Raw genomic sequence first — 14,520 nt, forward strand, 5'->3', positions numbered from 1 at the left:
GTCCATGCAGTGTCCCACTTGGCGTGATAGCGCTCGTGGAGGCCGGTGAACTCGCGGCGTATCAGGAGCCAGTGGTCGCGATTTGGCGACAGCACTGGTCTCGACAAACCTCGACTGGTGCAACAACACAGATAACGATTGGGAGGTACACCATCCAACATGGCACTCACCGCCGAGCAACAGAAAATAGAGATAGCCATCCGGTCTATCTGTGAGGGTAATCAGTTCGCCACGGTGGAAGATATCACAAATCGAGTGCCTCTGTCGAGGCAAGCGGTACTCGACAACGTCGATATCGTCGCCGCTGAACACGACTACATTCGGCACCAACACGTCGGCGAGGCGAAGGTGTACTACGTGACCGAGTTCAAACTGGACCCCATCCGAACCAACGACACCGACGCGGTGATTCGTCTCGAGAGCGATACTGATGCAGACTATGCTGAGGTTCGAAGGACTCCTGAGTACAGCGATTTCGACTTCGAAGTCCACTGGTACGACTACAAGTTGAACGAAATAGAGAAACACGTCCCGACTGACGTCGAACTAGGGCAGGTAATGGGTCGGTACGCGACTAGCCCTGTCACTATCAAATTTTACTGACTATTTGTCGATGGTTAATTCGAACAATCAGTTCGAGGTGACATTATATCTACTCTTTTCTCTCCCATGTTCTACATCGGAGTCATTGTCGTCGTTCGTCGCGTCGTTCCTGAAGAGGCGGTCGCGTGATATCGACGATCCGTGTCACGTGACGTGACCGAATCACTGGACTGAAGCACACCGAATATGTCTGAGGCCTTCCGTTGTCTGTTGGTTCCTAAGCGTCACGGAAAATGACCGATCCGACGGGATTCCCGCAAGCGAAGCGAGTGGGAAGTCGTCGGGGGAGTGAGGCCGAAGGCCGAACGGACCCGACGGGCTTTCGTTTGGAGGACGAATGGGGTCTATACTTCAGTCGATTGAGGTGCCGTATGGCGCATTTTCAATGAGGCCGGTAGACTGTATTTTTGCACTCAGTTCGTTCGGAATCTGAACGTTAGCATTTGCCTCCCGGACAGAACGGTTCGTTATCAAATGTCTTCCCTGCTAGTGGACAGCGGTGAGTTGAACACCACTACTTGTCCAGTCCTTTAAAACTGCATTTAACAAACGTTTGCCTCGATGACCGCTTTTCAAATTCTCGGAGTTGCTCTACACATGCTGCGCTTCGTTTTGCGGGCTTGTTCAATTGGTATATGAGTAATTATACATGCTATCGTATTGTATCCCATGAAAATGCGGACGAAGAAGCTCCCGAAGGAGGCACCGGGGAAGTACGTCGAGTATCATCCACGTCCGTATTACTCACCAGATTCGCTTCCGCCAGAGCCAAAAATCGAACTTCCTGACGAGACACACGACCTCGTCGCCGACGCTGCCTACCAGATTGGTCGTGTCGATGGCATCAGTTCGACAGTCGATTTTGCTGCCGTCCTCTACACGACGCTCATCCGAATCGAGGCAGTCGAGTCGGCTCGAATCGAGGGTGCAGAGGTCGATTATCAAGACGTCGCCGCGTTCCACACGAAACACGAAGACAGCGCTGACGCCGAGCCGCAAAGCAAGGATTTGCGGGAGGCCCTGAACTACGAGGACGCGCTCCTGCACGGTATCGGCCACGTCGAAGGCGGTGGGAAAATCACACTCAATCTTCTCAAACACCTTCACGAGATGCTCCTCGACGGTGTGCGTAACGAAGGCGACGTCGTCGGGGAGTTCCGTGACCACATGGTCCGGCTCAATAGTCCAAATCCAGCCAACGACCCGTTCATTCCTCCGTCAGCGTCGTCGCTCGACCGTCTCATGTCTTCGCTCGTCGAGTACGTCGGGATGGACGGCGAGTACCACCCACTCATCGATGCCGCAATCATCCACTATTTCTTCGAGACGGTTCACCCGTTTTCAGACGGGAACGGCCGTCTCGGCCGACTCGTCATCATCCTCTACTTGGTCGATCAAGGCTACATCGAGAGTCCATACATCTACCCGAGTGCCTACTTCAACCGGCACAAGGTCGAGTACGTCGAGAAGATGCGCGCCGTGAGTGAGCAGGGCGAGTGGGTCGAGTGGATCGACTTCTTCCTCGAAGCACTCCGCTCGCAGGCCGAGGAGTCGTACGACCGGACGTGGGCACTCAAAGAACTGCAGACGAAGTACGAGGCGGACTATGCTGGGAACACGTCGACAGACAGGTTCGCCCGCAAATTGCTCGAAGTTCCGTACTTCACAGCGAAAGACATCATTCGAGAACTGGACGTATCGCGTGGGACGGCGTACAACGTCATCGACAATCTCGAAGACGCTGGCCTCATCGAGGAAGTGACTGGTGCAGAGTGGGGTCAAGAGTACAAAGCGGTCGAAGTGTTCGACGTGTTCGAGTAACCGACCCGACTCACGTTTGACGTATCGAATGAAACCACGGACAGTCCGTTTGTTAAATTGAAGAAGTCCTTTGTGGGGCCTCTGCTCCGAAGTTGAATCCTTGTACACAGAGTGTCTCGAGTAACACTCCGCTGTGAAAGCCGCTGCTCTCGAAGAAGAGTGAGTGTGAGAGAAACTTGTTACACAGTGTCGCCTGTCAAGCGACGGCGTGAACAGCGTTTAATTCCGAACGACGTTGGTCGCACGGGGGCCCTTGGGGGCCTGTTCGATGTCGAATTCGATTTCCGTCCCTTCCGTCAGGTCTTCGCCGCCGATGTCTTCCATGTGGAAGAACACGTCGTCGTCCGAATCGCCCGTCGAGATGAAACCGTAGCCGCCAGAGTCGTTGAAGAAATCAACTTTACCGTTTGCCATTACGACTAAAGACAGACCGAACACCCGGTTAAGGCTTCCGAAAATATATTATTATAGGTGATTTATTTGGACGAATATCTATTAACCTGGGAAAAATTTGTATATTTGGGTGTATGGGCGGTTCTAGGAAGCATAGTCGCCCGCCTCGACAGAACGAGCCGAGCCTTCCGACGAAGTCGTACTTCCTGTTTTGCGCTCGTCTCTGTCCTTGATTGACGTTCCCCCGTCTGTCGGGGGTAGTGGGATGAGTGAGCGTCTCGTCGTGTAGGTGTCCCTGTTGATGTCGTTATAGAATCACTCCTCTGTTGCCATTGAAACGATGGAGTCGGCCCCGCACTCCGGGAACGAATCGTTTCTGCGCTTCTTCGAAACAGAGACGGTCTACTGAATCGAAACCGCTGCGCCAACCCCGAAAAAATCCACACCCCGCTCCAAGCTCTGTCCTGCGGTGCGAACTCTTATACCCCGACGCCCGTTCTACCTCTGAATGGACGATGTTTTCGTCGGGAGCCTCATGTCTTCGCCAGTCTACACAGTGGATACCGACACGTCACTCCGGACTGCCGGACGGCTGATGCTCGAACACGGTATTGGCTCGGTTATCGTTGTCGACGACCAAGAGCAACTCGAAGGGATTCTCACTGCAACTGATTTCGTTCGCATCATCGCGGACGGAGCCCCAGACCCGAATGCGACTGTCGGTGTGTCGATGAGTACGGACGTTACCACGACGACTGCGAACGAACCCATTCGTCGCGTCGCGGATCTGATGCTCGAACACGGCTTCCATCACGTTCCGGTTCTCGATAACGGAGACGTCATCGGTGTTATCACGACAACGGACCTGACGGCGTACGTCTCTCACGGAGCGGTTCCGAGTCCGAACGAAGTCCCCGACCACTAACGACCTTCGGAGCGTCTAACACTTCTGTCGGATCTCGCGAAGTGCTAGTCGCATCTTTTTCCACGCGTTGGTATGTTCGATAACCCATCGGTGTACATACCAGTGCTTTTCCCGCGCCACTGTCTCTATTTAGCGTGTCCTTCTCGATAGTTTCGTTGGTGGTCCAGAGCCTCGATTCACCGTCCGTGACGGGAGATATGCTCGTCGTTTTTGCAATTATTCTGCTCGCACTCGTGTTGTTCGCCACTGAGTGGTTTCCCATCGACGTGACTGCGATTCTGGTGATGGTGTTGCTGATTATTTTGGAACCGTGGACACAGATATCTCCGCGGGAGGGCATCTCAGGATTCGCCAACCCGGCTACGATCACCGTTCTAGCGATGCTCATCCTCAGTACCGGAATCAACCGAACCGGAATCGTCCAACTCATCGGCCGGAAGATGGCGTCGTTCGCCGGAACCGACCGGCGCAAGCAACTCGCTGCAACCATCGGCATCACCGGCCCCGTCTCGGGGTTCATCAACAACACGCCAGTCGTCGCGATTCTGGTCCCAGTCATCAACGACCTCGCACACAACGGCAAGACCTCACCGTCGAAGCTACTGATGCCGCTGTCGTTCGCGTCGATGCTCGGGGGGACACTCACGCTCATCGGGACCTCGACGAACATCCTCGCGAGCGATATCGCGGCGCAGATCGGTGCAGAATCTCCCGGGCTTGGACTCCACGCGTTCGGGATGTTCGAGTTCACCAAACTCGGTGTACTCGTCTTCGCGGTCGGTGCCATCTATCTGATGACGGTCGGCGTCCGATTGCTGCCCGAACGAATCCCGGCCGACGAGGACCTCGTGGAGGAGTACGCCCTTCAGGAGTACCTCGCCGATGTCGTCGTTCCCGCGAACTCGTCGTTGATTGGGCAGACGGTCGAGGAGGCACTGGGAGACGACGAACTCGACATCGACGTCTTACAGCTGATCCGATACGGTGAGCGCTTCTCCGAACCCCTCGCTCGAAAGGAGATTCGCGAGAACGACACACTCCGACTCAGGACGAACCGGGAGACGCTCGAACAGATCATGGACGCCGAAGGCGTCAAATTATCGGGCGGCCCTCGGACCGAAGGCGACCTGCATCCGGGTGAGGAAGAACCAGTCCTCGTCGAGGTCGTCATCCCATCGGGGTCGTTTCTCGTCGGTGAAACCCTCGCAAGTTCGACGTTCCGACAGCGCTACGATGCGAACGTCCTCGCCTTTCGAACGCGAGGCGACGTCGTCCGAGACCGATTCGAAGACATCCGTATTCGTGTCGGTGACACGCTCTTGGTGCAGGCACCTCCGGATAGTCTCTCTCGACTCGTCGAGAACGAGGACTTCATCGTCGCCCACGAGTTCGACGAGGTGACCTATCGCAGCGAGAAGATTCCGTTTGCGGTCGCTATCATCGCTGGCGTCATCGCACTGCCTGCCTTGAACATCCTGCCAATCGTCGCCTCGGCGCTCGCCGGCGTCGTCGCGATGGTCTTCTCCGGCGTCCTCAAGCCGACAGAACTCTATTCGTCGGTCGAGTGGAATGTTATCTTCCTCCTCGCAGGCGTCATCCCACTCGGTATCGCACTTCAGCAGACGGGGGCGGCAGCGCTTCTCGGAGACGCCGTCGCCTCGACGGCGTCGTTCTTGCCAGTAATCGGTGTTCTCTGGGTGTTCTACGTCGCAACTGGTCTGTTGACGAGCGTCATCAGCAACAACGCGAGTGTCGTGTTGATGATTCCCGTCGCTGCCAGCGCTGCCCAATCGATTGGTGCGAACGCGTTCGCGTTCGTTATCGCCGTGACGTTCGCTGCCTCGACGGCGTTCATGACGCCGGTTGGATACCAGACGAACCTCTTCGTCTACGGACCCGGCGGGTACAAATTCTCCGATTTCATCCGCGTCGGCGCCCCACTACAGATGCTGCTCTCGGTCGTTACTGTCCTCGGAATCGCGTTCTTCTGGGGGGTGACCGCGTGAACAAGTCACAGACGAGGATCCACATTCACTCGTCGAAGAGGTGCAGGTCGGTCATCTTCATCGTGTGAACTTGGCCTCAAGGGATGTCGAGACACTGATTCCAAGGTTCTCTCTACGACCAGTGTCGACCGTTCGTGGTTGGTTTCATTTCGTTCGTCAGACGAACGCTGTCCTTTGCCTCATTCATATTTCCAATCTAGTGGGTTGGAAACGAACGAAATCTACGTGGGTTCGTCATAGAGAAATCCGAGTCGATGCTGTCTGTCGATTAGAAAATGACGGACCGACGGGATTCCCACGAACGCTAGTGAGTGGGAAGTCGTCGGGGGAGTGAGCGAAGCGAACGGACCCGACGGGAATGCGTCATCGCGTGTGACGAATCTGTTTTAATCGGGGTGTTGTCTGCTGGTTTACTCTGTAACGTCCCAATCTGGTCGCCGGTGTTGAACCAGTGAGATCGGCACCCCACGAGCGATAGCGAACCAATAGTTGAGACTGGTCGTCTCAATGCATACGGTCGACGCAGTATCGTTTATCACGAAAACGGCACTCTGTACGTCTCTACCTCAATAATCAGTGGTGGGACAGGCATAACCGTCCTGCACCCCTCTCACCAGAGAGTTACCCATGAATATTTCAGAGATTCTTTCGACGGAGTTCACCGAGTTTGACATCGGAACTCCGCTCTCGAAGGTTGCCGGCGCATTCGAGAACCAAGGACTCGATGGCGTCGTAGTGACTGACGGTGACGAGTATCGTGGTGTCGTCAGCCGTCGGCAGTTAGCTTCCTCGTCCAATCAGCCATCCGCAAAGGTCGGCTCACAGGTCCAACACGTCCCAACCGTCGAACGCACAGAGGACGTTCGGGAGGTCGCTCGACTCATGATCGGCAGCGACGCCAAAACGCTTCCCGTACTCGATGACGACCGGCTCGTCGGTGTGGTGACCGCAGATGCTGTCCTTGAGTCCGTCCGCCCCTTCCTCGATGCTGTGGCCGTCGAAGACGCGTATTCGTCAAAGCTGGTCAGCGCGAGCCCCGAGACGACAATTGGAAAAGCCCTCAACATGCTTCGGGAATCCGGTATCGCCCACCTCCCTGTTATCGACGGAGACGACCTCGTGGGGATGGTAAGCCTGTACGACGTTATCGAGTTTACGACGCGAGGCGGGAGCAAGAGCCAGGGTGGATCGCCGGGGAGGTTCGGTGGCCGCGGACGCTCTGGGGGAAGCCACGGTGGATTCGGTGCCCGTGAGGGCGACTCCGACCGGATGCTCGACCTTCCGGTGGACAATCTGATGTCCGATGCAGTTGTGACGGTCAGTCGAAGCGCCCCGCTCGACGAGGTCGTCGAAACGATGTTCGAACGTGAAATCTCTTCGCTCGTCGTCACAGCCGACGAAACAGGCGACCCAGTCGGTATCATCACAAAGACAGATATCATCGAGGCACTGACCTGGGAGCGTGAAGACCGGAACGCTGTGCAGGTATTCGGTCCCGACCTGCTCGGAGAAATGGACTACGACGACGTCTCCGCGTTGATCGAGAGTGTAACCTCGAAGTACGGCGACATGAGCGTCATCAAGGCCAGTATCGAACTCCAGGAGCATAAGGAACAGAGTCGGGGCGTATCACTCGTGTTGGCACGGATTCGACTGGTCACCGACCGCGGCTACTTCACGGCCGATGGCGAAGGCTACGGCGCCACGCACGCACTGCGTCTTGCCGCAAACGCAATCGAACGCCAACTCCTCAAGGGGAAGACGTACGGCCAATCGAAGAAACAATCCGACGCTGAGACGCAAGAGCACCTCTACGGTTGGTGGCTCGGTAGGTAACGGACTCCATTCCCCCACAGAGAAGGGTGCAAGAAGTCGATCGAGAGACGACCAGTGTACCTCGGTTTCCAGGTAGTCTGTGAGAGACTGATTGCACCAATGGCGAATCTAGTGATACCGCTGTTCGACCTCGAGTGCCTCGCGGACGGCGTCGTCGAAGTGTGTCCGTAGCTCGTCACTGAACGCCTTGACGTGTGAATCCTGCTGTACTACTTCTAACGAACCCCAGTCACCGGCTTCGGTTGCCGCATACAGTTGTGTGAACTTTCCCCCATTGTTACCGTACGCAATGACGACCACATACGGCTTGACCTCCTCAGAACCTTCGGAGGTGTGCCTCCCGCGCCACTCTTCGAGTTCGGTGATGCTCACTCGGTCGAACGTCGAAAGCTCTGCACTGAGTCCACCGAGCCCAAGGTGCTGAACCAGCTGTTCGCGATCCCACTCCCGTGTCTCGTTGGTCTCGGTATCCCTTCCTATCACGGATTCTTCGGTTATCGATTCGACGACCCAATGGGTGAGTAGCGGCCCGGCCATCTCAGCGGTTGACTGAGTACCGACGTCACCTTCCTGGATGCGATCGCCTTCCTGAACACGGATATACCGTGGATTCGACGCCGGGAGATCGATAAAGATCTCTTCCGGATCTACGTTGACCAGTGCTTCGACGCCGTCGATCGTTCGCGTTTCTATCGTTTTCTTTGCATGCTCAGTCATGATTAGTGGTTCTGGCGTACCGGGCACAGCGAGCAGAGGGTGGGTCGACCTGACGTCCGGTCAATCGGGTGGTCCACTTCCGTCTAGCTGACACAGACTGCATCGACGAACGCCGTCACCGATTCGGCCATACGGCTACCACGTGACATACGCCGGGGAGACGGTTTACCCTGTCGTCCGTTTTCACAGGACGGACACAATGTCCCCACTCCTAAACAGAAATTCATCGAGATACGTCCATACCACGAATCTCGGCGAATAACTCGGTGATACCGAGGAAGCGATATCGAGTTCTATTCGAGGTGTTCAACAACGCTGATCGACCGTGCTTCCGTGACCAAACGACCAATCAGGAGGTGGAAACTAATAGCGAGGCCGTCGTACCCAACAGACAATGGGGTCATACCATCATGGAACGAAGTCGTTCATCGATTTCATGAGTACATACCTCCAAGACCATCCCAAACGCTGTCCAACGTGTGGAAGCGAAGCCCGCGCCCAGTCGGAGTGACGGATTGAAAAGTGCGATGAGGACAGTCTCCACTTCGTGCACACCTATCCGGAGTGTGGAGCCGAGGAAGACGTATATTTAAATCTCGCACCCGGGCACGAGCGAACCAAACGGTAGTTGTACACCGATAGCGGTCTGGTAACAGTGGCGAGACGAATCGTCAGCTCTGTGTTTGACGGATGAACTCGTGGAGCTTCTCTTCGATGAGCGTCGCAATCCGTTCACTATATCGCCAGAGTGCTGCGTTGAGTCGCTCTTCGGCCTCATCGTCGAGTTCGTCGGCTCCACGAAGGACGGAGTCTTTGGTGATCTGTGGATGGTACACACAGACGACGCCGAGTGAGATAGCCGAACTTGAGGTCCCCGCCGTGTGGATTCCATACTGATCAGTTCCCCACACCCCATCGCCACCTTGCCGCTCCAGTTCAGAATCGAGTGCGTCGAGGAGGCGAATCTCCTCTTCGGTGAGGATTGAGTCGTCGCTTTCGAACAGTTCAGCGTACGCCTGTGTTCGAGCCGTATTGGTCCATTCTTCTAAGTGGGAACGAGCTCGGAGGACGAGCTGTCTCTCATCTGGAAACTCAGCCATAGTTTTAGAAGGAGTGCAAGGCGAATGAGTGTTTGTACAACGTCTACGAATGGTGGGTGTGTCGGTAGCGGCGGTGTACGCAACACCGGATATGGCGATTATGAACGTGAGGAACTTGGGGGGCGTTGGCGGATTGCCGACTGAGACTTATCGGCTCTCGGTGACGGGTGTTCTGCGAGATCAGTTCTCGAAGTCGTCGTATTGTTCGTAGGTAATGGTCAACGTGCCTACTCTTGGACGTTTCGCTGCATCTCGGAGCGTTTTGAATGTCTCGAGGGGTTCGCTTGTTTCATCTGAGTCCTCCCGCCCGCTCGAAGACTCCTCTCGAATCGTATCATATACTCGCTCCAGAATGCGCCGAGCGGCGTACGAATCGGTTTTTGAGTCACTCTCGAAGGAAGCCACGTGACATACTCAGATGTAGTTCTCCACGAGGATAGCAGCCATCATATTTCAGTGGGAGTCGTGTCACTGTACTCCGTCGTCGAGATGGCGACTGCAATGTATTGCTGGTCGCCGAACCGATGAGAGTCGTTGTTGACGACGAGCCACGGTCGTCGCCGAGTTTGAACGGGTCTGAATCCGGACGATATCTCCACGCTCTGGCTGCAGTGAGTTCGTCATGCTCCGTGACGAAACCGACCGGTGGGGAACCCCGTCGATTCGAGGGCTACAGCGCTCTCTCTTTGGTTCTAAACTGTTCCAGAAGTATACGGACCCGACGGGATTTGAACCCGCGACATCTTGGTCCGGAACCAAACACTCTGTCCACTGAGCTACGGGCCCTCAGCGAAACGTGATACACGACACCGACGTAAAAACGTACCGTCGCCGGTCGATTAGGCAGTACTCGGTTCGCTCTCGATGACGCTCTGTTTCCACGTCCCGCGGGTGAACCACAGGGTGGCCGCAATCGCACCGATAATCTGCCCGATGGCCATTCCGAGCCAAATCCCGGTTTCGGCGAAGCCGAACTGGAACGAGAGCAGGTAGACGATTGGAATACGCCCGAGCCAGAGCGCGAAGAGCGAGAACCCGAGTGCGGTCTTCGTATTTCCGGCTCCACGGTATGCACCGAGGACCACCTGCAACACGCCGATAAAGCCGAACTCGAAGGCGCGGATGCGGACGTACTGCACGCCGAGGTCAATCGTCTCCGCCGCGGAGGCCGTCCCAGTCGAGATGAAGAAGGCGACGACCGGCTCGGCGAAGATGTACGCGAGGACGCCCGTCACGACCATGACGCTCGCGCCGACCTTGGCGGCGAGCCAGACGGCGCTCTCTGCGCGTTCGGGTTTCTGTGCGCCGAGGTTTTGGCCGACAATCGTGTTCGTCGCGCGTCCGAGGCCGAGTGCGGGGAGGAAGACGAGCGAGGTGAGTCGGTTGCCGAGGCCGAAGGCCGCGACGACTTCGGGGGCGAAGGTAACGACCATCGCGGTGAGCGTGATGAATCCGAGTGCCGTTGCAGACTGCTCGATGGCGCTCGGGACGCCGATGTCGATGATTTTCTTGATGAATTCGAGTTGCGGGCGGAAGTCCGCGAGCGACACATCGGGGCCAGCGGAGGTTCCGAAGATGATGTAGATGCCGATGAAGGTGGCGACTGCACGGGAGAGGACCGTCGCGTAGGCCGCGCCAGCGACCTCGTAGCCAGTAAAGCCCGTCGCGGCGAACAAACTCGCTTCGAGGCCCTGTGCGCCGAGCATCTCGAAGAGTGGGTTGGCGTCGAAGCCGAAGATGAAAATCGGGTCGATAACGACGTTGATGAGGACGCTGATGAACATCACAATCATCGGCGCACGGGTGTTGCCGTAGCCTCGCATCAACGACGAGAAGACGAAGAAGCCGAAGAGGAAGGGCATCCCGAGGAAGAACACGCGCATGTAGTCTCCGGCGAGTGGGATGACTTGACCTGCGGTCGCGGGTGAACTCGGGAGGACACCAAGCATCGCGTCGGTTGCGAAGAAGCCGATGATACCAACGGTAATCGCAATCAGCGTGATGAACGTGAGCGTTTGCCCGGCGACCGTTCCCGCCGAGCCTTCGCTTTTTGCGCCAGTGTACTGGGCGACGAGTGTGCTTCCAGCGACGGTGAAGCCACCGCCGACGGAGATGAGCAGAAAGATGAGGGGAAATGCGAGGCTAATCGCGGCGACGGCGTCGGTCGAGAGGCGACCGAGCCAGACGGTGTCGGCGAGGTTGTACGCCACCTGGAGGAGTTCAGTGACGATAATCGGCCACGCCAGTGCGAACATCGGACGTTTGAGGTCGCCTTCGGTCAGCGAACCTCCTTCGGGGACAGACACTGACGATGTGAAACACGCGGCGACCGTTTGAAAGCGTCGATAGTGGTCGTCAGAATTCAGCGTGCAGTCGGGGGATTTGGAGAGAGTGTGGCCGCCGAGTAGCGAGTGAAATTCGAATCCCGGCGTTCAGACTCGGCCCAGCGTTCAGACCTGGCATTCAGAAGTGGAGTGTGTGGCGACTCAGCCAGTGGGAAAGAGAAAAACGAGCGGTGGGTTCGCGTCGTTACGGTGCTTCGCCGGTCTCGATGGAGAAGTCGGATTTCGGGTAGGCCACACACGTGAGCGTGTATCCTTTCTCCATCTCGTCGCCGGAGAGTGTCTCTTGCTTGAAGTGGGTGACGTACTCCTCGGCGGGGCCGTCGGTAATCTTCGCGGAACACGAAACACACTGTCCCTGGCGGCACGCGTAGGGGAGGTCCATTCCTTCTTCTTCACCCTGGTCGAGGATGGTCTCGTTGCTCGCGAGTTCGATGGTCGTCCCTTGTTTGACGAATTCGACTTCGAAGTACTCGATTTCGTCTTCGGGCATGTCTGCCGGGCTTTCTTCTTCTTCCTCGGCTTCGCCCTCTTCGAGTTCTGCGCCTTCTGCGCCGCCCGCAACTGCGCCAGCGACGGCACCCCCGCCGATAGAGCGATTCATCGGTTCGGGGAAGTCAGTTGCCGGAACGGTCGCCGCGCGTCGCTCGAGGACCTCCTGCGAAATGTCGGCGGTCGACTCCCAGCCGGTCCCTTTCGAGAGGTGCAGGGCGACGGCGAGAAGCGTCAGGGTCACTCCAGCCCCGACACCCACCAAGCTGATGTACGACATAGTCGCAGATTTGGAGTGAGGGGTTAAGGAAATTGTGATTATGTCGGCGGGCACCGTCGCCCATCCGATTCACCGCACACGCACTATATTCGCCGCACTGACGGCGTTATTCGTCTTTTCGGGCGACTTCGTGGCGGCCGAAGCCGTAGCGAAGTCGATTCGCAAGACGGCGCGAGAAGCGGTCGTCGGCGCGCGAACCGAATCGCTCTGCGAGCGACTGGTAGATGAGTGGCACCGGCACTTCCTGTTCGAGTGCCTCTTGGACCGTCCACGTGCCCGTCGAACCGCCAGCGATGTGGTCGTCCACGTCGCCGAGGTCGGAGCCTTCCTCGTGGAACGCCTCTTCACAGAGTTCGAGGAGCCACGACCGAATCACAGCACCGTTGTTCCACGTGCGGGCGACGGCCTCTAAATCCAGGTCGTAGCGACCCTCCGCGAGGAGTTCGAAGCCTTCGCCGTAGGCCTGCATCAGGACGTACTCGACGCCGTTGTGGACCATCTTCACGTAGTGTCCGGAGCCAACAGGACCCATTCGGTCGTGGCCTGCGGGACCGGTTGCGACGGCGTCGAAGACGGGCGTCATCTCGCTGTAGGCCCACTCGGGTCCGCCAATCATGAGCGAGAAGCCGAGTTCAGCACCGGCAGGGCCACCAGAGGTTCCGCAGTCGAGATAGGCCGCAGAACACGCTTCGGCGCGGCGGACGGAGGCTTCGAAGTGCGAGTTACCGCCATCGACGACCACGTCGTCCGCGTCGAGGTGTGGGTCGAGGTCGTTCAGGGTTGCGTCCACTGCGTTCCCTGCGGGGACCATCAGCCAAATTCGTTTGTCGTCGCCGAGTTTGTCGGCGAGGTCTTCGACGCTGTCTGCGGGTTCGGCACCCAAGTCAGCGGCCGTAGCGACTGCTTCAGGAGAGAGGTCGAACGCGACGACTTCGTGGCCCGCATCGAGTACGCGGTTCACGACGATTTGGCCCATCCGTCCGAGTCCGATGACGCCTAGTTGCATGCGAGCGACTCGGCTTGCGGGGGAGGTAGTGGTTATGGTTTACCGCGTCAGTTACAACTCGGCGAGAATCACGTCGGCGAACTGCTCGCCTGCACTCGAATCGACCCTGAAGAACAGCTCCGGTTCGATGAGTTCGGCTTCGAGGAGGCAGAACTCGCCGTCGCGCTCCACGCCGTCGATGCGGGCGTAGAGCGGTCGTTCCCCAATCTCGGCTTCGACCGCATCGAGTACCTCACTGGCTTGCGATTGTAGCGACTCATCGGGTTCTTCGACGAGGACGCGCCCGCCGTGTTTCTCTTGGACGCGAAAGTCGCCCTCGCCGGGTTGCTTGACGACGCTGTGGCTGTACTCGTCGCCGAAGAAGATGATGGACCACTCGCCCCCCGTGATTTCGCGTGCGAATTCCTGAATTAACAAATCGTGAGAACGGTTGAGTGACTCGACCCACGACTGTTCGCGCTCGCTCTCGTTGCGTGCGATTCGCTTCGTCTCGAATGCGCCCGCACTCACCGCGGGTTTGACGATGAGTTCGTCCCACTCTCGCTCGTCGAAGACGGCTTCGAGGGATACACCCTCCCCTTGCTCGACGTATTCGGTCGGAAGCGTCGCAATGCCCTGTTCGGCGAGGTCACGGAGGTAGAACTTGTGGGTATTCCATCGGAGCATCTCGGGATGGTTCCACACCGGACAGGACACCGAGCTCAGCGACTCTATCCACGCGGTGAACGCTTCGGCGTGCTTGTAGTAGCCCCACGTCGACCGAATTACAATCGCATCGAAGTCGTCCCACTCTACCGATTCGTCGGACCAGACCGTCGGCTCGACGTTCACCCCCCGTGCTTCGAGGGCGGCAACGAACGATTCGTCGTCGTCAACGAGTGTCGGGAAGTGGGCAGCAGTGGCGAGTGCGATAGTAGGTGTCACGACGCGGACGATGCGTGACCGAAAGGATAAGATTTCGGTCCGGCGTCGTCGTTCGCCCCGTTGTCGCGGAGGTTT

Annotated in this window: 13 protein-coding genes and 1 tRNA gene; 5 read left to right on the top strand and 9 right to left on the bottom strand. The window is 57.4% G+C overall.

Annotation, left to right across the window (positions count from 1 at the left end; translation table 11 throughout):
* Positions 1-159 precede the first annotated feature (159 nt).
* Positions 160-603, top strand: coding sequence for a hypothetical protein (locus ACK509_RS09630; protein ID WP_410766326.1), 444 nt, complete (start codon positions 160-162; stop codon positions 601-603).
* A 675-nt stretch (positions 604-1,278) separates the two neighbouring features.
* On the top strand, positions 1,279-2,424 hold the full coding sequence (locus ACK509_RS09635) for a Fic family protein (protein WP_410767245.1): 1,146 nt from the start codon (positions 1,279-1,281) through the stop codon (positions 2,422-2,424).
* Positions 2,425-2,643: 219 nt separating this feature from the next.
* On the opposite strand, the gene ACK509_RS09640 is transcribed toward ACK509_RS09635, so the two are convergent.
* Entirely contained in the window at positions 2,644-2,838 is a 195-nt protein-coding gene (locus ACK509_RS09640) for a cold-shock protein (RefSeq protein ID WP_410766327.1), read from the bottom strand.
* 487 nt (positions 2,839-3,325) lie between these two features.
* Here ACK509_RS09640 and ACK509_RS09645 point away from each other — a divergent pair, with 487 nt between their 5' ends.
* The 3 genes from ACK509_RS09645 to ACK509_RS09655 all read left to right on the top strand — a co-directional run bounded on the left by ACK509_RS09645 (position 3,326) and on the right by ACK509_RS09655 (position 7,584).
* A complete protein-coding gene (locus tag ACK509_RS09645; RefSeq protein WP_410766328.1) occupies positions 3,326-3,742 on the top strand; it encodes a cyclic nucleotide-binding/CBS domain-containing protein in 417 nt (138 codons plus the stop codon).
* Positions 3,743-3,939: 197 nt separating this feature from the next.
* The gene (locus ACK509_RS09650; protein WP_410767246.1) at positions 3,940-5,748 is read left to right on the top strand and encodes an SLC13 family permease; all 1,809 of its coding nucleotides are present in this window, start codon (positions 3,940-3,942) and stop codon (positions 5,746-5,748) included.
* A gap of 627 nt (positions 5,749-6,375) precedes the next feature.
* Positions 6,376-7,584: a CBS domain-containing protein gene (locus ACK509_RS09655; protein ID WP_410766329.1), complete on the top strand. Its 1,209-nt coding sequence runs from the start codon at positions 6,376-6,378 to the stop codon at positions 7,582-7,584.
* A 108-nt stretch (positions 7,585-7,692) separates the two neighbouring features.
* Here the strand turns inward: ACK509_RS09655 and ACK509_RS09660 are convergent, their stop codons facing one another.
* The 8 genes from ACK509_RS09660 to ACK509_RS09695 form a co-directional block, all read right to left on the bottom strand.
* Positions 7,693-8,328 carry a hypothetical protein gene (locus tag ACK509_RS09660; protein WP_410766330.1) on the bottom strand — a complete coding sequence of 212 codons (636 nt, stop codon included), beginning with the start codon at positions 8,326-8,328 and terminating at the stop codon, positions 7,693-7,695.
* Positions 8,329-8,972: 644 nt separating this feature from the next.
* On the bottom strand, positions 8,973-9,401 hold the full coding sequence (locus ACK509_RS09665) for a hypothetical protein (RefSeq protein WP_410766331.1): 429 nt from the start codon (positions 9,399-9,401) through the stop codon (positions 8,973-8,975).
* 180 nt (positions 9,402-9,581) lie between these two features.
* Positions 9,582-9,806, bottom strand: coding sequence for a hypothetical protein (locus ACK509_RS09670; RefSeq protein ID WP_410766332.1), 225 nt, complete (start codon positions 9,804-9,806; stop codon positions 9,582-9,584).
* Positions 9,807-10,114: 308 nt separating this feature from the next.
* A tRNA-Arg gene (locus ACK509_RS09675) sits at positions 10,115-10,187 on the bottom strand.
* 53 nt (positions 10,188-10,240) lie between these two features.
* Positions 10,241-11,707: an MATE family efflux transporter gene (locus tag ACK509_RS09680; protein WP_410766333.1), complete on the bottom strand. Its 1,467-nt coding sequence runs from the start codon at positions 11,705-11,707 to the stop codon at positions 10,241-10,243.
* A gap of 223 nt (positions 11,708-11,930) precedes the next feature.
* Complete coding sequence (locus ACK509_RS09685; protein ID WP_410766334.1) at positions 11,931-12,515, bottom strand: 2Fe-2S iron-sulfur cluster-binding protein; 585 nt, start codon at positions 12,513-12,515, stop codon at positions 11,931-11,933.
* Positions 12,516-12,621: 106 nt separating this feature from the next.
* On the bottom strand, positions 12,622-13,557 hold the full coding sequence (gene gnd, locus ACK509_RS09690) for a phosphogluconate dehydrogenase (NAD(+)-dependent, decarboxylating) (RefSeq protein ID WP_410767247.1): 936 nt from the start codon (positions 13,555-13,557) through the stop codon (positions 12,622-12,624).
* A 15-nt stretch (positions 13,558-13,572) separates the two neighbouring features.
* Positions 13,573-14,445, bottom strand: a complete 873-nt coding sequence (locus ACK509_RS09695; RefSeq protein WP_410766335.1) for a RimK family alpha-L-glutamate ligase — start codon at positions 14,443-14,445, stop codon at positions 13,573-13,575.
* Positions 14,446-14,520 lie beyond the last annotated feature (75 nt).

Origin of the sequence: Haloferax sp. DFSO60 (assembly GCF_046557615.1) — an archaeon.
Lineage (GTDB): Archaea > Halobacteriota > Halobacteria > Halobacteriales > Haloferacaceae > Haloferax.